Raw genomic sequence first — 21,464 nt, forward strand, 5'->3', positions numbered from 1 at the left:
TAAAGAGTAAAATCAATGCTTACGCACCCTTGACTATCCGTGTTCTTGCTGGTTGTTGGCAGACAAGCCAGAATAAGCGGAAGCCTGCCGTTTGACCGTTTCGGCGGAGAGCGTGATTTTCCTTTCTTCATACCGTTACCGCCTTATGATTTCTTCATTTTACGGCGTTTGTAGAAGAAGATACCTGCCAGTCCAGCACCAGAAGTCAAAAGAAGTGCAAGCAGTCCGTAAAGGTTTGTGTTATCGCCCGTTTTGGGACTGTCGCTCGGTCTGCTCGGCTTTTCTGGTGTCTGCGGTGTTTCGGGTTTCTCTGGTTCTTCTGGGACTTCGGTTTTTTCCTTAAAGGTAATCGTCTGTCCCTTATCCTCAATATCCTTATGCTCGGTAACTTTCTTCGGCTCGTCTGGATTGCTCAAATCATATAATTCTTCAAAAGTTACAAGCTGTTTGCCGTCAAGGGAAGTAGCGTCAAAGGTAAAGGCAACTTCCACTTTCATAGTTTCGCTGTCAGCGATAAACGTATAATCACTTTCCACACGTTTTCCATTGATAAGAAGCTCTGCGTTTTCTTCTTTCAACATCTGCCAGCCCACAAGTTTGTACTGTGTACCGATTTCTAAGCCCTCTAAGGTTACGGTATCAATGATTGTAACGTCTTTTCCAGCTTCAATCTCTTTGTTGCCGTCCTTATCCGTAGCGGTAGTATGTATCTTGATGATACGTTCTGTGATAAGTACGGTCTGCCCGTCGTCCTCAATGTCTTTGTGTTCTGCAACTTTCACGGGTTCGTCTGGATTACTTAAATCATACAATTCTTCAAAGGTAACAAGGTTCTTGCCACCTAAAGCAGACGCATTGAATGTATAGGAAATTTTCACTTTCATTTCTTCATCATCAGCGACAAAGGTATAATCGTTTTCTACACGTTTCCCGTCAATAAGAAGTTCTGCGTTTTCTTCCTTTAACATCTGCCAGCCTTTGAGCTGATATTTTGTGCCTTTTGTAAGTCCGTCTAATTTGACCGTATCAACGATTGTTACCTCTTTTCCTGCAAGGATAGTCTTTTCGCCGTCTTTGCTGGTTGCTGTGGTATGGATAGAGATTTCTTTTTCGTATTCATCAGTTAAAGTCCCTAAATCAATCACAAGGTTATTTCTTGATACTACGATTTCAAAAGGTGGGATAAGTTCAAAGCCTTTGTTGCTATCGCAACGCATTTCTTCAATGATGTAGGTATCATAAGGTAACGCACCCTTGTTGTCGTCTGGTTCAGAAGTTCCAAACCACACACCGTCCTCGCTAGTCTTGCCTGCGTTGGTATTGTGCTTATGAGAAGCCCAGTCAGCAGAAGTGGAGAATTGCCCGTTATCATCAGTTACCACTACATGATTTTCGCCCGTCGTCTTGCTTGTGATCCTAAAAGGAACATCAGCAAGACGCTTGTGTGTGCCTGCACCGATTTTTACACCCTCAATATCTCCACGCTTAATCTGATTATAGATAGAATGGGCTTTTTCGGTTAAGTCCACGATTTTTCCATTTTCTGTGATTGTAAAATCAATCGGCTTTGCACCGTCAGTTAAGTAACCGTTGGGAGCTTCACTCTCAACGATACGGAATTTTCCATAAGGTAAGAGGTCAGAAGAAGTAGAAGCGACACCCTCAATATCGGTACGAATTGTCTTTACCACTTCATTTTTCTTGTATAACTTGCCCTCAACCAATACTGCATTATCATTTAAGGAAATGATGTCAAAGGCAGTATCTTTCAAAGTGGCACTTCCTTGTGGCTTTGTATCGCCCGTTTCTAAATCTCGTTTCTGAATTTTGACACCGCCACGGATAACCTTGTCTGATACGGAAAACTGGTTACTTCCAGATAATACGGCAAGGTCGCCGTCCTCGGTAATCTGTGTTACATATAAGCCTTTTATCTGTTCGGACTTATCGCCAGCCTGCATATATGCACCCTCTAACAAGTAGCCGTTTGGAGCTTTTGTTTCTTCTACGGTTAGTGTTCCAAGTGGAAGAACCGCCTTGCCGTCCTGCATATAGAAGCTGTCGCCAGATACTTTGTATGTGTCCGCTAATTTTGTGATGTAGTGGGTTGTTCCGTCGCTGTCTGTTTCAGCGGTTGTCTTTGTAACCCATGTACGAGTAGCTTCGGCAGGGAGATTGTCTTTATTGTAGAAGCCAGCATAATACTTCCATGTAAATTCCGCACCTGCTAAAGAAGCGTTCCCTTGCGGATTGTCTTTCTGTGTTTCCATATCAATCTTGAAAAGCTCAATCAAAGTGTCCGTTACTTTTGGCGTATCTGATACTTTCAAAATTGCTGTCTTTCCAACTTCAACCTTTAAGGAATATACAGTTTTATCCACTTTATATCCTGCTGGTGCGTATAATTCCTTGATATAGACTGTGCCTGCTTTTACCTCTGCAATATCTGTGTTTCCGTTTTCATCAGTCGTAAGGGTGGCAAGCTGTTTTGTGCAGTCTTTATCAGAAAAGACACCGTATGTTGCACCAGCGATTGAGTAATTCCCGTTACCGTCTGTGATGCTGGCATTACTGGAAACCTTTTGCAGTTTCGTATTTCCGACATTCAGTTTCGCCCAGAATTGTCCCAATTCCTGCCCCTCGCCAGAGTAGATATAACCGCCACATTCATAGCGTCCTTTATTTTCTTTGACAAAGGCTTTCGCACCAGAGAAAACTTCGTCCTGCGTAGCCTTTGGAATTTCATCATAAGAAGCTCGCACGTTATCACATTGCCAGCCAAGATGTACGCTCAATCTCTGCCAGACTACAAGCTGTCTTAAAAGATAAGCGTGATTTTTGCTTATTCCGCTGTGGCTGTCTGTGTACTGTTTTACATATTCGATAGATAAGGCAACGTCGCTTATCTGGTCGGCACTCATACGGGTGCTTACGTCAGCTCTGGTCTTGTAACCATTCTTAAAGTCTGTGTTGATGTCAATACAGTAAGCGTCCTCGCCCTCAACGGTCAAATGTCCCTCATTAAAGGTAGAACCAATTGAACCGTCATTCATTACTTTTTCAACGATACCGACACGCTCTTTTGACTCCGTCCAGTATTGCTTACTTTCTGCATGAACGGGTGTAGTCGGCAAAGCAGTAACGACAGTTGCAAGAGCTAAGAAGCCCGTACACAATCGTTTTAACATCTTTTTCATAAATCTAATGCTCCTTTCATTTTGGGTAATAAAATAGCCGTCCAATAAGAACGGCTGGAAATAGAAAAGGAACGTCATGTTAGGCATTCCATAGTCTATAAAATATTTAATTTTTTCTTGTTTCAATACTGATGTGTTGTACCATAATATCTTTGCATATCTAGGAAAACTTGCGTATCAAGGCTCATTCGTTAGTAGTAAATAAGTAGTAAATTGATGTGTTTGTTTCCTTGAAAATGCTGATAGATACTGTGTTTTAGCGGATAATCAGATTTTTATTGTGTTTTTAAATTACAAAGTTATATATTTGATTCTGTTACCTGCAATTTTAGCAATATGCTTCCTTCCTTATGAGGATTATTATTCTGTATTACTAAAGTCACATAACATTACTGAAAACGTAATTGGTTTTATGTTCAGTTGTGTAATGTTCTCACAATCGGTATTTGGAATTTGTGCTCAAAAAATTAATTCTAAACTAGGATATGACTTTAGTGTTAGAAAACTGCCTTTTATTATAGTTACTTTATTTATAATAATGTCTATTTTTCAAGGACATATATTATTATCTTGGCTACTTTATGTTTGTTGTGCAAGTTTAATGAGCATTAATAATATTTCATACAATTCATGTCTTCAAAAAAGTATAGAAGATACAAATCGTGGTACGATTCTTTCTTTACGTAGTTTATTGATTGCTGTAACAGGCATGCTTATTTCTCCATTGGTTGGACATTTTTCTGATATATATGGATTCTCTACAACATTTTTATGCTGCGGAATGATTTGTTTAAGTTTATTATTTATAACTTCTATTTTGGCCAAAAAAATATGATTTTTCTTTAAACAACGGATCTTTGATAAATTTTTGACCATTGCATATTTTATCGTGTTAGGCTGATTCACTCCCATTCTTTAATGGTGATAGTACTAGATATTAAAATGCTTATACTCAATATGTACTCACAGTGACTCCAAAATGAGTACATAATATACATAAATGATTTGGAATATAAAATAATACAAGAAATAATTGTATAAATAACCATATAATATATATGTTGCATGGATTTAAAAGTACACAAAATTAAGTTCGAATAAATTGAAATGCCAAAGAAAGCCAGTATTTATGCGGGTTTTCGGCATTTTCAAAAGTCTTTTGATAACAATTTGATAACAGTTGCATGAAAGCCATTATTCTTGTAATCCAGTGGTTTTAGAGTTGGAGAATGATTGAATGGTGGCTGTGCAACAAATAATCCATATTATTTAGAAAGCCCTTAGCTGTGGGTAATAACTCATAGCTAAGGGCTTTTTGCCGTTTTTATTATACAAATTTATTTGAAAGAAAATTTATTGCTTTGTTTATATTTTTCAAGGCAGATAATTCATCTTTAATGTCTGGCTCAACTGAAAGAACTTTATGAATATAGTTCAAATCTACGTTATATGATTCGGTAAATTCTTTACCACAAGTAGAATAGTGTATTTCAACAGCCAACTCAGTTTTGTCAAAATCTGTAAAATCAAAAATAGTACAGATGTGTTGCTGCGGGGCAAGAAATATGTTGCTTAGTTTTGTGATGTTAAATTCGCTTATATTGGAATGCCCTGTTTTTGACCAATCTAAATCAGGAGATATTTTTAGCGACATAAGTTTTGCTGGAGAGTTACCAAAATTTTTGATAATTAAATCATGCGTTGTTCCAATTGCACTTTTTTGAACATAGAAAATAAGATTTCCACGATTTTGTTCAAAATATTGTTTTTGTTGTTCGTTTAATTGTTTTTTCATTTCAGATAAATTTTTGTAAGTCAAAATAACAGCAATGATAGATGCAATTAGTGCTAATAAACTTACAATAGTTCCAATACACTGGAAAAGTGTTGAGTGCCATTCTGCTGGTGTCATGTTTATCTCCTTTTGCGTTTGAGTGTTATTTGTCGATAAGTTGATTTTTGAACGCTTTTATCAGTGTATCGTTCAATTCCTGAGACGGAACCTTCGCCCAGATCTGTGTGGTATCGAACTCTGGATAGTGATAACGCCAGATATCGTAGTCATCTTTGCTGATTTCACCGGAAGATAGCTTGTCAGCCTGCTCTTTCCATGTATACAGCAGTTTCAGCAGTTCGTGAGCTTCTTTTCCTTTGGAAGTATCGACTTTCAGACAGATTTCCTCATCTGCTTCGCTGACAGTCAGACCGTACAGATCTTCAAGGGTAAATAAAGTGTGCATCAGACCAACATAGCTGTCAATATCAGGCACATCAAGGGCATGAGGGGAAACATCCAGTGCCTGTGCCAATGCTGCGGTAAGTTCTGCTTTGGGTTTTCGTGTTCCAGTTTCATATTGTGCTAAGCGTACATCGGCACTTCGCTCCGGAAAGCCGACAATCGTACCCAGATATTTTTGTGTAATTCCACGTAAAAGGCGGAAAAAATGGATTCTCTCTCCAATCGCCATAACAGTATTCACTCCTTACACATGATATACATGGAGTATAGCTGATATGTTTAATGAAAGTCAATATAATACAAAACAAAAAAGCTTAATATTTTCCGGAAAGCCACTTGACACAAACAAATATGCTTAGCATAACGAATTTAAAATTAAACAAATAAGTTTAATAAATAACTAAATGACCGTCCGAACAGCACAAACCGCCAAGACCTTGCCAGAAAGCAAGCGAGCACCTGATCTGCTGCAGCAGATTGGGACAGCACAGCACCGAACAGGGGATGCCTGCTGGAACTTCCTTCGGATAGAACGGCAATAAAAAATCAGGGAAAGGGATGATAAGATGAACAACAAATTTATTTGTGCCGAAGAAGTGGCACAGGAACTGAGCGTATCGAAACCGTATGCTTATAAGCTAATCAAACGGCTCAACGATGAGCTGAAAGAAAAGGGATTTATTACGATTTCCGGGTGAGTGAATCGCCAGTATTTCAATGAAAGACTCTACGGAATGGGAAGGGAGGAACAGTGATGCCGGTATTAAAGAACGAAAGCAATGGAACATGGTATGTGATGTCCAGATATGTCAACTGGAAGGGCGAGCGTAAGCAGAAATGAAAGCGTGGATTTGCTACCAAGAGGGAAGCACAGGAATGGGAGCGGATGTTTCAGTTGCAGAACTCATCGGATATGGATATGAGTTTTGAAGCATTTACGGAGCTGTATATCCGGGACATGAAAAGCCGACTGAAAGAAAACACATGGATGACCAAAGAACATATCATTCGCACGAAGATTTTACCTTATTTCGGAAAGCTGAAAATCAGCAAGATCTCCACAAAAGAGGTTATAATCGTGTTAGGCTGATTCATTCCCATTCTTTAATGGTGATAGTGCTAGATATTAAAATGCTTGTACTCAATATGTACTCACAGTGACTCCAAAATGAGTACAAAATATACGTAAAAGATTTGGAATATAAAATAATACAGGAAGTAATTGTGTAAATGACCATATAATGTATATGTTGTATGGATGACTTACTAGATAAACAGATGAATGGATTACTGGCTCAAAGAAAGTATTTGTATTCCAGGTCCTACAAAGAAAAGGATCTAATTGCCAAGGCAAAACTATTCAAAGAAGCAAAAGCACTAACGCCGGATATTAAAGTATTAAGAAGTCAGATCAAGAGTCTAGACTATATAAGAAAACGTTCATCAAAGTATAGAGAGTATAATAAACAGTTAGAACAGAAAAGGAATTTAGATAAACAAAGAGCTTGAGCAAATAAGGTTTTACTCAAGCTTTAATTAATGATAAATAAGTGCGATTTTCTTAACTTTGTGAAGTGGTAAAGAGTGTAGAGCTTTTTAATGTTAGATCTTTATCGTTGAATGATTTGATGTCAATAAGGATTTTGATCATCATATCTTTATTGTTGGTTTCTGTATAGTAATCCAAAATAAAGTTTTGAATAAGTGGAATATCTTCGTATACATTGTTCTGCAAGAGTGACTGATAATACAAAATGATATTTTTTTCAAAATCAACATTTTGTTTTTGAGTACGAGCACTTATAGCTTGCAAAAAAGGCTTGTAAAAATCGTCTACAAATTCTAGATGAGATTCTATATAATCTAAACATTTTAGATACTCATTCTGTTTGTAATATGAATAGGGTATGAAATAACATAAATCACAAGATGGATCTTTGTTTTCGATTGTCAAGTTTGTGTATTTTATACATTCATCATAATTCTTACTTAATAAAGCATTCCAAGCTAGATTATGATAAATTTGGTCTGTTCTGTAACTTAAGTAATCGTTGTTTGCCGAAGATAATATCTTTAATAATTTTTCTTTAGATTCATTGTAAAGACCTAAATCAGTAAGTGTTATACATTCGAACATATCAACGGTAATAATTCGACTATAGTTATTGTGTTGCTTTAGTAACGCTTTACTGGATATGCATTTTTCATATGCAAGGGTTGGCTGGTTTAGTTCTGCATAAACACTGATTAATTGGAAAATATTCATAGAATAAACGATGGATGAGGAATTACACATCATATTTGATTTTAAAAAATAATCAAGTGCTATATGGTTGGAGGCCACATCTCTTTTATAAAAAATTCCTAATAAAGAATAGTAAATTGAGATTTCATCAGATTGTAAGCAGTTTAAATTTTGATTTAATAAAGCTTCAATTTCAATTATTTTACTATTATTTTTTTCGATTCTTAAATAGTAAAATAATTGAACGATTTTAAAGGTAAAATAAGCATATGAATTTATTATGTTATTCTCAGATTCTTGAATTATTTTATAAATATCTAAGATTGATTGTTGCCTTTCAAAGAAAAAGTTTTCAAATATTTCATATAGATATTTTCTTGAAAGAGTATATAAATCATAATTTGTATTAAAGTTTGTGTTCAAAATAGAATCTATTTGTTTACACAGGCCATCGGGGAAATGTCTTTTACCATTTTCTAAATCACTTAAAAATCCTTTGTTCATTCTTAATTCTTTTGCCAAACAAGAAAGAGAAATATTTTGCTTAGTACGCTGAATTCTATAATATGCACCTGTTAATCTTTCAATAGGAACAGAAAGATTGAGTGTATTTTGTTTTATTTGAAATGGCATAAATAAAAGACCTCCTTTTGGAGGTTATTATCACATGTAATGTGATTTGGTTCAAGAATTTAGAAACATTTTGCTTTTGTATTTTTCGTGTATATGTAGGAATGAAAAGTAAATTTGAAGAAAGTTACAGTTAGTAAACATGGGCGCATTTACAGAGTTTTGGTTTGGTTTTATAATGAATCCTAAGATTTAAAAAGAGGTATGTATGATAGAGAAGAGAGATTATTTTCAGTTATTATTGCATTTTTTATTGATTGTTGTATTATCCTTAATTCAAATAATATACCCAATTTTTGTTTCTGAGATACTGACAGTTCAATCAACGGTGAATAGTATTTTTGTGATTGTATGTAGTTTGATTGTTGGAAAAATGATTGTTAATATATGTGATTTGATTTTAAGTGGATCTATGTATTGGAATTTTTTCAAAAGGTTAAGAATGAAATTGATACATAATCTGGTTTATATGGACTATGAGGATGTTTTGAAGAGGAGTGTTGGTGAATTAACACAAACAGTAGAAAATGATAGTTCTCAAGTTATTGAATTTTATTTAGTGTTTCTAATGACTTTATTGAAAGATATTTTATTTCTTTTAGGGGTGGTATGTATCGCATTTATAAAGTCATGGATAATAGGTGTTTCGCTTATTGCTATGTTAATTTTTCTTTTTATTGTTTTTCGTTGGATTAATAAAGTTTCTGAAGTTAAGTGGGCGCAAACGAAGCAGGCTTATCAAAATTTATTTGATATGTTTTCAACGTGTTATTTAATGATGACAGAGCTGAAAAAAATTAATAGGGAATCTTATTTGGAAAAGAAGCTAAATACATTCATTCAATTTGCTTTTAAGTCAGATTTGATTTCTGGATTCATATCTTATCAATTGTGGATTTCTACGATTTTTAGTTTTGGTATGATTAAATTTATAGTTTTATTGATTGGATGTACACAAAATATAAATTTAAGTTTTATTTATTTATTTGTTTATTATATTGATTTATTAGATGATCCGATTTATGAATTGCGTACGCAAATGGAGAATATTCCATCTGCAAAGAAGGCGCAAGAAAGAGTATTCGCATTGTTGAAAATTAAGAGTAAGTTACATTTTGGAACAAAATTATTGAATGGTAATATTTGTTGTATCGATTTGGATCATGTTCATTTTGGATACAATGAGAATCTTGTTTTGAAGGATTGTTCACTGCATTTTGAAAATGGAAATATATATGGATTAATTGGTCCTAGTGGTAGTGGTAAATCAACATTAATTAACTTAATTGCACATTTATACGAGCCACAGTCAGGAACGATATACATAAACAACGTAGGATTGAATGAATATAAAGAAAAAGAAACGTTAAAGGAAATAGAGTATATTGGACAGAATGAAAAGAATATGAATCCATATGAAATCGTGGATCCATATCATAGATATAGTCGAGAAAAGATAGAAAAAGACTTGGGCTATACATTGAATGATGAATTATCGAAAGGGCAATTGCAGTATTTATACTTATATAAAGCTTTAAGAAGTGAAAAGTCAGTAATTATATTGGATGAAATTTTTAGTTATGTGGATATGGATAAGATAAAAAATGCATTTTCTAAATTTAAAGAAATGAAAAAGATCATAATTGTAGTGACGCATGAAAAAGAAGTCATGCAATTTTGTGATTCAACTATATCCATGGAGGATTTGTAAATATGATTGATGTTATTAAATCGAGTAAACTTTACTTTTTTCTTGATGTTGTGATTTGGTTTGTTGCACACAATCTTCCTATTTTGATTGGATTGTTGATTCAAACATACTTTGATGGCGATAATACAATCTTTATCGCTTGTTGCGTATGTGGTTTGGTGTTGATTCGAATAGTCTGTATTTTGATTGGTGCCAAAGTTGATATAACGGCTCAACATAAATGGGCAAACTTTATGTATAAAAAAGCTTATGCTGCTTTAGAACAATCTGAGATTGAAGCAAAACAGGGTGAATTTATGAATGCTTTGAATGAAGATGTGAACGAAATTGTTGGAACTATTTCATATATGATTGATACAGCATGCAACTTAATATATGGAATTATTGTGATTGTTATTTTGGGACGTATTGATATAAATTTAACTGCATTTGTTACTTTGTTTCCAATTCTTGCGATTGGTTTAAATTCATTGATAAAAAAAAGTGTGGAGAAATATTCGATCCAATCAAAAGAATATAGTAATAGATTTTCTGAAGAATTGTTAAACTTATTAAAACATTCCAGAGAGATTCGAGTGAGCCGAAAAGAAGATGATTATTCGAATAACCTAGATGAAATTGTAAATCAACAAAAATATATTGGATTTAAATTTTCTGTATTTAAAGGCTTATTCTCTACCTTTTCAAGTGCTGTAACAGACTGTAATTTGATAGTAACCATTTTTTGGTATATGCATTTCAAAACATTATCACCAGGGGCATATGTCTTGTTCATTACCTATTCATTTGATTTATCTTCTTTAGCTATTTATATGAGTACATTGATAGTTTCATTACAAAGTACGAAAGTATATATTCAAGATTTCTATAAGAAAATTGAAAATAAGAAAAGAAAGAGAATTTCTATAGATGATTCTATATTGTCAAAAATAGAATATAATACAATCAATGTTCTGGTTGGGAAAAATGGATCAGGAAAAAGTATGAGCTTAGAATATATAAATACACAGTTGCCGGATTCTGTCATGTTACCAGAGAATTATCATTTAATGGATGTATCTAAAAAGGAAAATATTTGTTTAAATCAAGCTGTAGATTATGATAATTTATTTCTAGAAGACATTTTAAATGAACATGTTGGAAATGACAATTTATCTGGAGGTCAACAATTTAGGATGGTATTAATGAGAACGCTATTAACCGATGCAAAAATCATCTTAATAGATAATAATTTTATGAGTGTGGATTCTAAACTTAGAGAAAAAATATTTGAATATCTGAAGAAATCTGGAAAGACAATTGTTTTTACAGATCATTTGTATCGAAACGAATATAAAGAGTTTAGTGTGATAGAAGTATAAATAAAAATAGGAGACAATGTCATTAAGTTAAACAATATCTAAAGTTTATATGTATATAGGTTGTTTTGTTACTAAAAGGATATTAATCATATAGAGAACTTTAATCATCTTTTTTTGATAATGTTGGATGTTGCATATAGAATATTTCTTTTTGACGATCTATTTCTGCTTTTAATTGTTCTTTTGAAGGAAGGTAAGTTAGGTATTTAGACATAAAAAGTCTATCATTATCATGAAGAATAGAATATCTAGCAATATCTTCATCTGTTTCAGAACAAAGAAGTATTCCAAGCGTTGGATTATCTCCTTCTTTGCATTTTAAATCGTCATACATTCGAACATACATATCAATTTGACCAACATCTTGATGTGTGATTTTCCCCATTTTTAAATCAATGAGAACATAGCATTTTAATTCGATATTGTAGAAAACGAGATCAATATAGTAGTCTTCAGTTCCAGTTACAATGTGTTGTTGTCTAGCAACAAATGCAAATCCCTTTCCCATTTCCATTAAGAAATCTCTGATATGTGTCAAAATAGCTGACTCCAAATCATTTTCAAGGTAAGAATCTTCATTTTTGAATCCCAAAAACTCTGCAACAATTGGACTTTTTAATAATTCAAACTGATTTTTTTGATTTTCTGAATTCTTCAGAAGCATTTCGTTAACAACATCATTTTTCTTTGGAGATTGCATTAATCGATAGAAATATTGTGTGCTGACGTTTTTGTCTAATGTTCGAGAACTCCATCCCTCATTTGAGGCTTCATTCATATACCATAATCTTGCGTTTTCATCAGAAACACGTAATAAACTTCTAAAATGCGTCCAAGTTAAATTGTGAACGCATGCGTTCACAATTCGTACATCAGGAAAAGCAATATAAAATTTGCGGAAATATTGGAAGTTTCTCTTTAAAAAACTTTTTCCGTATTCTTTTGTAAGTTCATCAGCTAAAGCATCAATCAGAGCTTGCCCATATTGTGCTCTTTCATTTCCGTTTTGTTCTTGCTCAACAATACGTTTACCCACATGCCAATATGTTAGTATCATTGCTTTGTTGGTAGCATTGTATGCTACTTTTTTGGCCAGAAGAAATGATATCTTTAATGTCAGTGATTATAGCTGCATATGACGGAAAAATGGTGTGCGTGTAGCGCACCATCAGTGTATCTGTAGCGGTCAATCGGTGTATGATCATAAAATCTAAGCTTTTAGAAATATTATATAAATTTTAACTCGGCATTTAACTCGGCATGCCGAGTTAAATCATTCACTATTTTTTTACTAATTTATAATTAGCATATCTACCGGTTCTATCGTTTTGAATAATATTCTCTTTTTTTAATTTCATTTCTTTTTTCCTCCAGCACACAAAAAAAGATTCATCCCAAAACATGAGACGAATCTGATATCCGCGGTACCACTCAATTTGCATAGAAAACTATGCCACTCTACTAGACTCCAACAAGTCCAAAACCTGTACCGTCAATATAAAAAGGATCGAATAAAGTCCATTTTCAAGAATTCCATTCCATCCATTTTCATTTTTTCATAAATCTATATTTTAATTGTTCTTTTTGATAATCTTGTGAATTACAACACTTAACAGAATTGTAATGATCATACATGGAATTGTATTTCCAACAGGTGTATCAATCTGCATAAAACAGCGATACACAACAAATCCGACAAGCCATAATACAAGATTCAGTACATCAAATTCTACATTTCTTTTATCATTCTTTAGAATAAAGAAATCAGCAATCTGGATTGCAATCATAGGAGCAAATACAGAACCAATCAAATACAGGAAATCAGTAATATTATCCATTGGATATACAATTGCCGCAATTGTACCAACAACAGTTACAACCATTGCTACGTGTTTTCCATTCCACTTTGGCACGATAGATTCATTAGAAATACCTGCAGAATAAGCATCCAGGAATGTTGTTGTAACTGTAGAGAATACAATGATCAATAATCCCGCAATACCCAAACCTGCTTTCAACATGATCTGTGCAATATCATATTCTCCTGTAAATAAAGCCGCACCTAAACCAATCAAATACATCCAGCAGCTAACGATTCCATACACAATACTACTAACTAAACTAGCCTTCACAGGATCTTCCGCTTCACGTGTATAGTCACTGATCAAAGGCAGCCAGCTCAAAGGCATCGCAATTGCAAGTTCAACACCTGCACCAAACGTCATTGCTTCTGTACATACAACTGCACTGTTTCCATCAAAGAAGATAAATTTGCTAAGCATTAAAGTCAAAATAAATAAAGCAACCATCGCAACTGTATTGATTTTTCCAAGGTTTGTAATACCAACACCAATCCATACAAGAATCAAGATACCAATAATCAAACACCAGATCCATGCACCTGTATGCATAATACCATCTGCCGCAAGTGCACCATCATAAATCATGATTGCTGTCCATCCAACAAGCTGCAGTACATTTAATGCCGCAAACAAAAGGCAACCTTTCTGTCCAAAGCTCATCTTTGTAGAATCCATCGCACTTAAGCGCATTTTCCCACCAATAACACCAGCCAGGAACAATAAGATACAGCCAATGACATGTCCAGCCACAATGGCTAAAATACCATTTTTCAATCCTAAAGGTGCAAGATATGTACCTGTCAGTATTTCTGCAATAGAAACACCTGCACCAAACCAGATCAATGCATTTTCAAACAAAGAAGTTTTTTTCATTGAACATTCTCCCTTGCATATTCATTATCAATTGCGAATGAATGATCCATTGGTCCAGATCCCTTACCAAGATCAAGCATCGCATTCAATGCTCCAGAAATATAATCCTTTGCACGTTTTACGGATGTATCCAAATCATATCCCTTTGCAAGATTGGATGCGATAGCACTGGATAATGTACATCCTGTTCCATGTGTATTAGAGTTGTTAATACGTTTTCCATGAAACCATGTATATGCGTCATCTCTATACAACAGATCATTTGCATCATTGATTTGATGACCGCCCTTTACCAGAATTGCACATCCAAATTTCTTAGAAATTTTTTCAGCAGCGATAATCATTTCTTCTTCATTTGCAATCTTCATATCCGCTAGAACTTCTGCTTCTGGAATATTTGGTGTAATGACTGTTGCTAAAGGCAACAATTCTTTTTTCAATGTTTCAATTGCATCATCACTAATAAGTTTTGCGCCGCTTGTTGCGACCATCACCGGATCCACAACAATATTAGCTGCCTTATATTCCTGCAGTTTTGAAGCAATCATACGAATCAGATCAGAACTAGAAACCATTCCAATCTTCACAGCATCTGGATAAATATCTGTAAAGACTGCATCCAGCTGCTCCCCAAGAAATTCTGGTGTTACTTCCATAATTCCTGTAACACCTAATGTATTCTGTGCCGTTAGTGCTGTAATTGCACTCGTCGCAAATACGTGATTTGCGCACATTGTTTTGATATCCGCCTGGATACCAGCGCCTCCGCTGGAATCACTTCCAGCGATTGTTAATGCTGTTTTCATTTTCTATCTCCTTCCTGCATTACTTTTTTAATGCGACATAAGGTGGTGCCCCCAATTTGCCGCCATATTCTGATCAAAAAACAAAAAGCTGCAGAAAAACCTAATTTGCAGCTAACATACAATAAAGATATCATCCCTACGTTGGCATTATCCAAATCAGGTTTCAGGGTCAAGGTCGAACCTACTCTCAGCCACTCAGCTCCCCATTTTTCAACATGTTTATTATAGTTCCTTTGTAACATGTAAATCAATAATCATTCAATAATCTTTGTTGGTGATGCATTTGAGACATAAATCATACTGTCATAAAGCGTTGTGGGTGGCTGAAACATGCGATAGCTAGGAGGCAGGAAGCGATTCATGATAGAGTAGCTTTCTCCTAGCGTTCCCATATAGGTATATGCATCTGCATGCCTTTTAATTTCTGTACCTTCTTCAAGAAAAGAAAAATCAATCCAGCACATTTTAAAGCTGGCTAATTTCGCTGTTTTTGCAAGTGGATCATGAGAATAAAATGTCTGTATGGTACGTTTATGATTTCCTTCAGGTAAATTGAAATTTATTTGAATAATATTACAATCTAAAATTTCTTTTTTTAGATAAGTTTTAAAAGATTCTAAGAGCTTAGATTTACCGTTATGTAAAGCTTTACATAATGGAAAATCTACAATTTTAAAATTGATTTTAGGATATTATCCAGTTCAAAAAGGAAATGTGAGTGTTTTGGATTCTAAGAATGTTTCTATGATTCATCAGGAAAGTCATATATTTGATGACACGATCCGAAATAACTTGAATATGGAGCTTGTACAAACAGATGAAACACTGTTAAAATGTATGGAATTTGTAGATTTACAAGAATTTAAATTAGACCAGAATATTTGTGAGGATGGAAGTAATCTTTCTGGTGGGCAAGTTCAACGAATAGGGATTGCGCGTACAATCGCACATTTAAAAGAGGTACTTTTATGTGATGAAATAACAGCAAGTCTAGATGCACAGACGGCCATCGAAATTGAAAATCGAATATTGGATTTAAAAGAAGAAACTGTATTATATGTAACACATAAATATCTTGATGAAACACTAAAGAAGTTTGATTGTATTCTTGTATTTAAACAAGGACGGATTGTTGAACAGGGATCGTTTGAAGAACTTATGAAAAATAAAGGGGACTTCTTTAGCTTAAAAAACAAAGGATGTATTTAGTGGATTATCCATATAAAAAGAGATATCGGTTTAAATAGATCCGATATCTCTTTTTGAATAAAGGCTAGTGATTGATTATGATATAGCTGTAAAACATTGAATGGCTACTAAAATTATTTTTCAGTTGGATAATTAATTGTCCACTCAATATATTCATCGTTACTGATCTTACCGTTTTTTAGATCGACTTTTTTTTGTATTCATGCTTCTAAAAAATCATCAAAAAGATTTGTGTTCAAATCAATTAAATAAATGGTTTTCATTATCGATTGTTTCTTTTTTTATAATGAAATCAGTTGTTCTGTCCTAGTCGAGTAATGTAAAAACAAAATCAAGTGCTTCGGTATGATCGTCCATATTTAAATACATAGAATTGATATGTAGCGCCTAACTTATTTTTTCTAACATGTCTTTACGTGGAACTCTAGTTCCGTTCTCATATTGTGAAATGCGAATTCTTTCATTTTCATCTGCTGAAAGCCCGGATTTTTCGGCTAGTTCGGTTTGTGTTAAACCTCGAAATTGACGGACAAATCTTATTCTCTTTCTGTCAAGATATTGACCTTCTTCTTCGTTCGTTAAATAGTCTAATGTTAGGGTTTCTGGTAACAATATGAACACTTTCTTTACAATTATATAGATATTTTATCATTTTAAACATACAAAATACTACTCCGTTCTACCCCGTTTTACTTCGTTCTACCCCTCGCGAGCTTCATTTTACTCCGTTCTACTTCTCGCACTTTTCCTAAAAGTTATAAACAATCAAATATTTATGTTGGATATTTGTACTTTTAATTTAGAAGATTACATCTTTTTCACTATTACAATAATTTTTTTGTTGTTATCTCTTGTATCACAAGTAACCAATGTCATTATTTTATCTTCTGAATCGACAGTTACACTAGTTTTATATAATTCACGATTAATGAACTACCACACCTGATACGTGGTTCTGTGATGTACTCTTCTGAACTACTTATAGACTGTTTTGTCGTGAGAATGATACTGATAAATAGGAAAACGAAATAAATTTCAGTTTTCTTTCATGGTATAATTAGAGTCAAATAATGAGTTAGTAGGTGAGCAGTGTATGAATGATTACAGAGGATTATTGATTAAGAAACGACGAAAAGAGTTAGACATATCATTAGAAGCTTTATCACATGGGATTTGTTCTCCTTCATATCTTTCTAAAATTGAAAATAATATCTTGGTCGCAAATGATGATATATACAATTTGTTGTTTAAAAAATTAGGGATTTCTACGATGGATACAATTAAAGAAGAAAAAATTAAACAGATGTTGGATCTTTTCTTTAAATACTATATGTCATCGGATTCAAAAATATTTAAGGTAATGGATGAATTGTTGGAATATAAAGATGAGGTTGTGTCATCCTATTTGTTTGTTCAATATCAATTGTTTTTACTGTATGCTTCCGAAATGAATTCTCAAATCAATATATCACTTGCTGAAGTGGAAGCGTATTATTCATACATGGATGATTCGCAAAGAGAATACTTTAATTTGTTTAGATTATCTTCTGGAAATATGGAACTATCTGATAATGAGGAATGGATATTTATACGAAGGTTGAAGGCCAAAGCCAATCTATATGCGTATCAAAAAAATACTTTTGCGGCATACGATCTGTACAAAACATGTTTAAATTATGCGATTGAATTAGGAAATAAAAAATTGATTGCGGAAATTCTTTGTTCATTAGGGTGGCTTTGTCTTGATATAGATTTAAATCAAGCTGAAAAATATTATACAAGTGCGGCTCAGTATGACTCACAATATAAAATGTTGGCTTTTTTTAATCTAGGAGCAACTATGATACAGCATAAGGATTGTATGGAAAAGGGGAATCAATATTTAAAGAAAGGATTAAAATCATGTACGGATGACTTTTTTACAGTTAAATATAAAGAAGTTTTATTTGTATATGCGATTCTAAAAGAAAATGTTGGAGATGCGAAAAAATTAATCAAAGAATTAGATGATTCTAAGTATATTGATGTTTTCTCTATGATGCTAAATAAGGATTATCAATTGAATGTAGGCTATCAGAATCGATTAAAAGAATTAAAGGATGATTCTTCTTTGTTTAAATTTTTATTCATAAAAAATTGTGAATACTTGCATAAATATAAAGAGATTTGTGTCGCAAATAATTTTATTTAATATTAGTTTTGTGCAAGATTACCTAATAAATTGAACTTAATATAGACAAGAAACTCATTTATTTCTCAATGACAGTTTCTTGTCTTTTTTTTGGTCTTGAAAAATAATAACCCTAAGGAAAAGGGGTTATTTATGTTTAAACTTGTTCAGAATCATAAAGTATTATATTTTATTTCGCTTATTCTCATTGTTTCATATTCAGTAGTGGATCTATTGAAATCAATATTAATGAGCTATATATTTGATGATCATCTTCTGGATTCAATTTCAAGCCTTATAGTGATCGTATTGATATTTTTAGGTGTCTATTTAATTGTTTCCACTTTACAACAATATGTGATAGAGGTGTTGAAGAATAAAATACGTTATAGTCTTAATCAAAATTTGTATCAATCGTATGCTTCCAGAAATATAGAATCATTTCAAAAAAAGGATAGCAGTGAGATATTGAATGAATTTAATAATGAAGTGAATGTGGTGATTGATAATTATGTTTCTTCAAAATTAAATGTGTTCTCATTAACTATTTCATTGATACTGGGAAGTTTATATATCGCAAATCTAAGTGTAGAAATATTAATGTTTCTGCTCTTTTGTGCTTTTATAACAATTTTTATAAATAGTATTTTTAAGAATCATTTAAAGAAGAATCAAATGAATTATTTGGATTCAATGAAGCAATGGCTTTGTTCTATTAAAAATCTGTGTCGTTGTTTTAGTGATATAAAGATTTTAAATTTAGAAAAAGTATTTTGTGACGATCTGGACATTGAGAATAAGAATTTAGAACAAAGTACTCTAAAAAATAATGGATTTATAAAAATACTTACTTCTATAAATTCTTTTATTTCTCAAGCCATGTTTTTTTGACATTGCTCTTTGGAATTGTGTTAATACATTATAATCGATTAACAGTGGGACAATTATTAGGAATTGCACAAGCTAGTAATATGGTGATCATGCCAATCGTTAATTATGCAAATCTTCGAAATATGATTCAATCTTCTAAGCCAGTTCTACAAAAACTGTTGGATCATTCAATATGCTCTGAAGAAAATGAACCTATTGTTTTTGATGAACAAATTCATGACATTAAGATTAAGCATTTAAGTTATTCTTATGGTGCTCGTAAAATATTAGATTTAAATGATTTGACGATTGATCAAGGAAAAAAGTATTTAGTCATTGGTAAAAGTGGAGATGGTAAGAGTACGTTTTTAGACATTTTAACAAAGCAGAAAAAAGTAGATGGCATTTATGTGAATGATAAGAATTTGAAGGACGTTCAATTTAGCACCTATGCCGATAAGTTTTCTTATGTGAATCAAAACAATGACTTATTACCGTTTTCCTTTGAACAAAATATTACTTTAGGAAGGAAAATGAGTAAATATTCCTTGAAAGAATTAGTAACTATATTTAATTTAGAATCAATATTTGATAAGGAAAGAGACAATCTTGATTTTGAACATTTGAATTTAAGCGGTGGAGAGAAGCAACGTATTTGTTTGGCAAGAGCGATATATAGAAATAAAAAATGGCTTTTCTTGGATGAAGCTTTTTCTGCAATCGATAAAGCAAATTCAGATCGAATACATCAATTCATTTTATCCAATCCAGATCTTACAGTACTATCTATTGAACATAAAGTAACAAAAGAAACAGTTTCTTTATACGATAAAGTCTTACTGTTTGAAAACAAAAAGATTGTATCTATGGATGTAGAAGAATATATAAATAGTATCTTTTAAGAAGAATAAGTGTCATTTTAAACCATATTTAAATCCATTCCTAGGTATCTACCTGCTACCTGAATATTCCATGTTGACTCTGCCATCATGGAATATTCATTAATTCAGAAACATAAAAATCATTACCAAAATTATAAAAAATTAAAGTTTTGGTAATGGGCTTATGGAATACATTAAAAAAGATTCATATTTAAACCAACTTATTAGATTTTCGAAGACTCAGGATATAAAAGTGATTACTGGTGTTAGAAGAAGTGGCAATAATGGAAAGTCGGTGTTGTTAGAAATGTTCAAAGAATATCTTTTAAAACATGAGGATAATATTAACATTGTTTCTATGAATCTTCAGGAATTAGAATACGATTATTTATTAGATTATCATTTTTTACATCAATATGCGATGGAACATTATGCGGAAGGGAAATATAACTTTTTAATGATTGATTGCTGTCTTCTTGTAAATAATTTGCATATTATAAACCTAATATTTTTTAGCTTCTTCTTCAGAATAAGATTCAGTACAATTCATACCAATTTCTAATTCTTTCATGAGTTTAGTTAAAGCTTTGGCTTTCATGTTTTCAGCATTATCTTCAGTTACAGAAAATGGAAAGCCTCCAGTATTTAATGCTTGTTGAAAAAATACATTAACCGCATCCGTTAACGTTAAGCCGTTTTTCGCAAAAACTTCTTCTAATTCATTTTTAACTTCTGAATTCATACGAATTCTAAATACATCATCTTTTTGAGCATTGATTATGTTACGCATAATTAACACTTCCTGGTATATTGATATTTTAATAAAATATCAATAAATGTAGTAACAGTGTATCTACATTCAATTCCTAAATATAAAAGAGCTAGAATGTATACAAGCTGCAAAACGAGCTAATGCTGACGAAGGGTATCAAACAATTATATCTGGAAGGACAACGACAATTACTGGCAATAGTTAGAGCTGCTGTTGCAAATCCTCCTGTCATTGTTTTAGATGAAGCTACTTCAAGTATTGACACTCATACAGAAGAATTGGCTCAAAACAATACGGACAAATTGATGACAGGGCGAACAACATTTGTCATGCTTATCGCTTATCAACTATTAGAAATGCTGATTGTATTATGGTATTTGAAAACAAAAAGATAATATTTAGGGATGTGGAAGAATGCTTAAAAAATAATTGCTTATTACGTCTTTGAAGTAATGAAAACTAGAAAAGTTAGTGATTGTTGAACTTTTTTCTCCCAAATGCAGTGTGTAATTGGGTGAAAGAATATGGTGCGCCAGTTCGGTGCAGTTGATTTAGTTAGGTGAAACTCCTAACCTGGTAACTTTTGGAGCAAAGAGGCCAGTATCTAGTCCTTGGGCATTGTATCGCGAGGTACAGTG

General features: G+C 33.0%; 17 protein-coding genes, 3 pseudogenes and 1 riboswitch. Of the genes and pseudogenes, 11 read left to right on the forward strand and 9 right to left on the reverse strand.

Annotated elements, in window-relative coordinates; translation table 11 throughout:
* Positions 1–143 precede the first annotated feature (143 nt).
* Positions 144–3,197: an SrtB-anchored collagen-binding adhesin gene (locus tag NE544_RS04255; protein ID WP_106642436.1), complete on the reverse strand. Its 3,054-nt coding sequence runs from the start codon at positions 3,195–3,197 to the stop codon at positions 144–146.
* 280 nt (positions 3,198–3,477) lie between these two features.
* On the opposite strand from NE544_RS04255, the gene NE544_RS04260 reads away from it, so the two are divergent.
* Entirely contained in the window at positions 3,478–4,032 is a 555-nt protein-coding gene (locus NE544_RS04260) for an MFS transporter (RefSeq protein WP_256268437.1), read from the forward strand.
* A 492-nt stretch (positions 4,033–4,524) separates the two neighbouring features.
* Here the strand turns inward: NE544_RS04260 and NE544_RS04265 are convergent, their stop codons facing one another.
* Both NE544_RS04265 and NE544_RS04270 read right to left on the reverse strand, forming a co-directional pair.
* Entirely contained in the window at positions 4,525–5,109 is a 585-nt protein-coding gene (locus NE544_RS04265) for a hypothetical protein (protein ID WP_256268438.1), read from the reverse strand.
* 25 nt (positions 5,110–5,134) lie between these two features.
* The gene (locus NE544_RS04270; protein ID WP_256268439.1) at positions 5,135–5,665 is read right to left on the reverse strand and encodes a helix-turn-helix domain-containing protein; all 531 of its coding nucleotides are present in this window, start codon (positions 5,663–5,665) and stop codon (positions 5,135–5,137) included.
* Positions 5,666–6,002: 337 nt separating this feature from the next.
* Between NE544_RS04270 and NE544_RS04275 the strand changes: the two are divergent.
* The 3 genes and pseudogenes from NE544_RS04275 to NE544_RS04290 form a co-directional block, all read left to right on the forward strand.
* A pseudogene (locus NE544_RS04275) lies at positions 6,003–6,131 on the forward strand (LysR family transcriptional regulator); the annotation flags it as partial.
* 59 nt (positions 6,132–6,190) lie between these two features.
* Positions 6,191–6,511 (forward strand): annotated as a pseudogene (locus tag NE544_RS12295) (Arm DNA-binding domain-containing protein); the annotation flags it as partial.
* Between the two features lie 179 nt (positions 6,512–6,690).
* Positions 6,691–6,945: a hypothetical protein gene (locus NE544_RS04290; protein WP_256268441.1), complete on the forward strand. Its 255-nt coding sequence runs from the start codon at positions 6,691–6,693 to the stop codon at positions 6,943–6,945.
* Between the two features lie 52 nt (positions 6,946–6,997).
* Here the strand turns inward: NE544_RS04290 and NE544_RS04295 are convergent, their stop codons facing one another.
* Positions 6,998–8,314 (reverse strand): helix-turn-helix transcriptional regulator, encoded by a 1,317-nt coding sequence (locus NE544_RS04295; RefSeq protein ID WP_256268442.1) that lies wholly within the window; start codon positions 8,312–8,314, stop codon positions 6,998–7,000.
* Between the two features lie 205 nt (positions 8,315–8,519).
* Between NE544_RS04295 and NE544_RS04300 the strand changes: the two genes are divergently transcribed.
* Positions 8,520–10,022: an ABC transporter ATP-binding protein gene (locus NE544_RS04300; protein WP_256268443.1), complete on the forward strand. Its 1,503-nt coding sequence runs from the start codon at positions 8,520–8,522 to the stop codon at positions 10,020–10,022.
* 2 nt (positions 10,023–10,024) lie between these two features.
* Complete coding sequence (locus tag NE544_RS04305) at positions 10,025–11,383, forward strand: ABC transporter ATP-binding protein (RefSeq protein ID WP_256268444.1); 1,359 nt, start codon at positions 10,025–10,027, stop codon at positions 11,381–11,383.
* A 100-nt stretch (positions 11,384–11,483) separates the two neighbouring features.
* On the opposite strand, the gene NE544_RS04310 is transcribed toward NE544_RS04305, so the two are convergent.
* The 3 genes from NE544_RS04310 to thiD form a co-directional block, all read right to left on the reverse strand.
* Positions 11,484–12,419: a PDDEXK nuclease domain-containing protein gene (locus NE544_RS04310; protein ID WP_256268445.1), complete on the reverse strand. Its 936-nt coding sequence runs from the start codon at positions 12,417–12,419 to the stop codon at positions 11,484–11,486.
* Positions 12,420–12,954: 535 nt separating this feature from the next.
* Positions 12,955–14,118, reverse strand: coding sequence for a putative hydroxymethylpyrimidine transporter CytX (gene cytX / locus NE544_RS04315; protein ID WP_256268447.1), 1,164 nt, complete (start codon positions 14,116–14,118; stop codon positions 12,955–12,957).
* Positions 14,115–14,924, reverse strand: a complete 810-nt coding sequence (gene thiD, locus NE544_RS04320; RefSeq protein WP_256268448.1) for a bifunctional hydroxymethylpyrimidine kinase/phosphomethylpyrimidine kinase — start codon at positions 14,922–14,924, stop codon at positions 14,115–14,117. Before thiD ends, cytX begins: the two co-directional genes overlap by 4 nt.
* A gap of 116 nt (positions 14,925–15,040) precedes the next feature.
* Positions 15,041–15,140: riboswitch (TPP riboswitch) on the reverse strand.
* 453 nt (positions 15,141–15,593) lie between these two features.
* Between thiD and NE544_RS04325 the strand changes: the two genes are divergently transcribed.
* Positions 15,594–16,133, forward strand: a complete 540-nt coding sequence (locus NE544_RS04325) for an ATP-binding cassette domain-containing protein (RefSeq protein WP_256268455.1) — start codon at positions 15,594–15,596, stop codon at positions 16,131–16,133.
* Between the two features lie 387 nt (positions 16,134–16,520).
* On the opposite strand, the gene NE544_RS04330 is transcribed toward NE544_RS04325, so the two are convergent.
* Positions 16,521–16,745 (reverse strand): helix-turn-helix domain-containing protein, encoded by a 225-nt coding sequence (locus NE544_RS04330; protein ID WP_256268449.1) that lies wholly within the window; start codon positions 16,743–16,745, stop codon positions 16,521–16,523.
* Between the two features lie 481 nt (positions 16,746–17,226).
* On the opposite strand from NE544_RS04330, the gene NE544_RS04335 reads away from it, so the two are divergent.
* The 3 genes from NE544_RS04335 to NE544_RS04345 all read left to right on the forward strand — a co-directional run bounded on the left by NE544_RS04335 (position 17,227) and on the right by NE544_RS04345 (position 20,075).
* On the forward strand, positions 17,227–18,324 hold the full coding sequence (locus NE544_RS04335) for a helix-turn-helix transcriptional regulator (RefSeq protein ID WP_256268450.1): 1,098 nt from the start codon (positions 17,227–17,229) through the stop codon (positions 18,322–18,324).
* A 132-nt stretch (positions 18,325–18,456) separates the two neighbouring features.
* Positions 18,457–19,194: an ABC transporter transmembrane domain-containing protein gene (locus NE544_RS04340; RefSeq protein ID WP_256268451.1), complete on the forward strand. Its 738-nt coding sequence runs from the start codon at positions 18,457–18,459 to the stop codon at positions 19,192–19,194.
* A gap of 17 nt (positions 19,195–19,211) precedes the next feature.
* Positions 19,212–20,075 carry an ABC transporter ATP-binding protein gene (locus tag NE544_RS04345; protein WP_256268452.1) on the forward strand — a complete coding sequence of 288 codons (864 nt, stop codon included), beginning with the start codon at positions 19,212–19,214 and terminating at the stop codon, positions 20,073–20,075.
* 481 nt (positions 20,076–20,556) lie between these two features.
* Here the strand turns inward: NE544_RS04345 and NE544_RS04350 are convergent, their stop codons facing one another.
* A complete protein-coding gene (locus tag NE544_RS04350; RefSeq protein WP_256268453.1) occupies positions 20,557–20,844 on the reverse strand; it encodes a type II toxin-antitoxin system RelB/DinJ family antitoxin in 288 nt (95 codons plus the stop codon).
* Between the two features lie 76 nt (positions 20,845–20,920).
* Between NE544_RS04350 and NE544_RS04355 the strand changes: the two are divergent.
* Positions 20,921–21,274 (forward strand): annotated as a pseudogene (locus NE544_RS04355) (ABC transporter ATP-binding protein); the annotation flags it as partial.
* Positions 21,275–21,464 lie beyond the last annotated feature (190 nt).

It is taken from the genome of Holdemanella sp. MSK.7.32 (assembly GCF_024460475.1).
Classification (GTDB): domain Bacteria; phylum Bacillota_I; class Bacilli_A; order Erysipelotrichales; family Erysipelotrichaceae; genus Holdemanella.

What these genes read in the sequence shown, in the direction of transcription:
- NE544_RS04255 (WP_106642436.1), bottom strand. Translation starts at nt 3,197, where the DNA reads ATGAAAAAGATGTTAAAACGATTGTGTACGGGCTTCTTAGCTCTTGCA.
- NE544_RS04265 (WP_256268438.1), bottom strand. Translation starts at nt 5,109, where the DNA reads ATGACACCAGCAGAATGGCACTCAACACTTTTCCAGTGTATTGGAACT.
- NE544_RS04270 (WP_256268439.1), bottom strand. Translation starts at nt 5,665, where the DNA reads ATGGCGATTGGAGAGAGAATCCATTTTTTCCGCCTTTTACGTGGAATT.
- NE544_RS04290 (WP_256268441.1), top strand. Translation starts at nt 6,691, where the DNA reads ATGGATGACTTACTAGATAAACAGATGAATGGATTACTGGCTCAAAGA.
- NE544_RS04295 (WP_256268442.1), bottom strand. Translation starts at nt 8,314, where the DNA reads ATGCCATTTCAAATAAAACAAAATACACTCAATCTTTCTGTTCCTATT.
- NE544_RS04300 (WP_256268443.1), top strand. Translation starts at nt 8,520, where the DNA reads ATGATAGAGAAGAGAGATTATTTTCAGTTATTATTGCATTTTTTATTG.
- NE544_RS04305 (WP_256268444.1), top strand. Translation starts at nt 10,025, where the DNA reads ATGATTGATGTTATTAAATCGAGTAAACTTTACTTTTTTCTTGATGTT.
- cytX (WP_256268447.1), bottom strand. Translation starts at nt 14,118, where the DNA reads ATGAAAAAAACTTCTTTGTTTGAAAATGCATTGATCTGGTTTGGTGCA.
- thiD (WP_256268448.1), bottom strand. Translation starts at nt 14,924, where the DNA reads ATGAAAACAGCATTAACAATCGCTGGAAGTGATTCCAGCGGAGGCGCT.
- NE544_RS04335 (WP_256268450.1), top strand. Translation starts at nt 17,227, where the DNA reads ATGAATGATTACAGAGGATTATTGATTAAGAAACGACGAAAAGAGTTA.
- NE544_RS04340 (WP_256268451.1), top strand. Translation starts at nt 18,457, where the DNA reads ATGTTTAAACTTGTTCAGAATCATAAAGTATTATATTTTATTTCGCTT.
- NE544_RS04350 (WP_256268453.1), bottom strand. Translation starts at nt 20,844, where the DNA reads ATGCGTAACATAATCAATGCTCAAAAAGATGATGTATTTAGAATTCGT.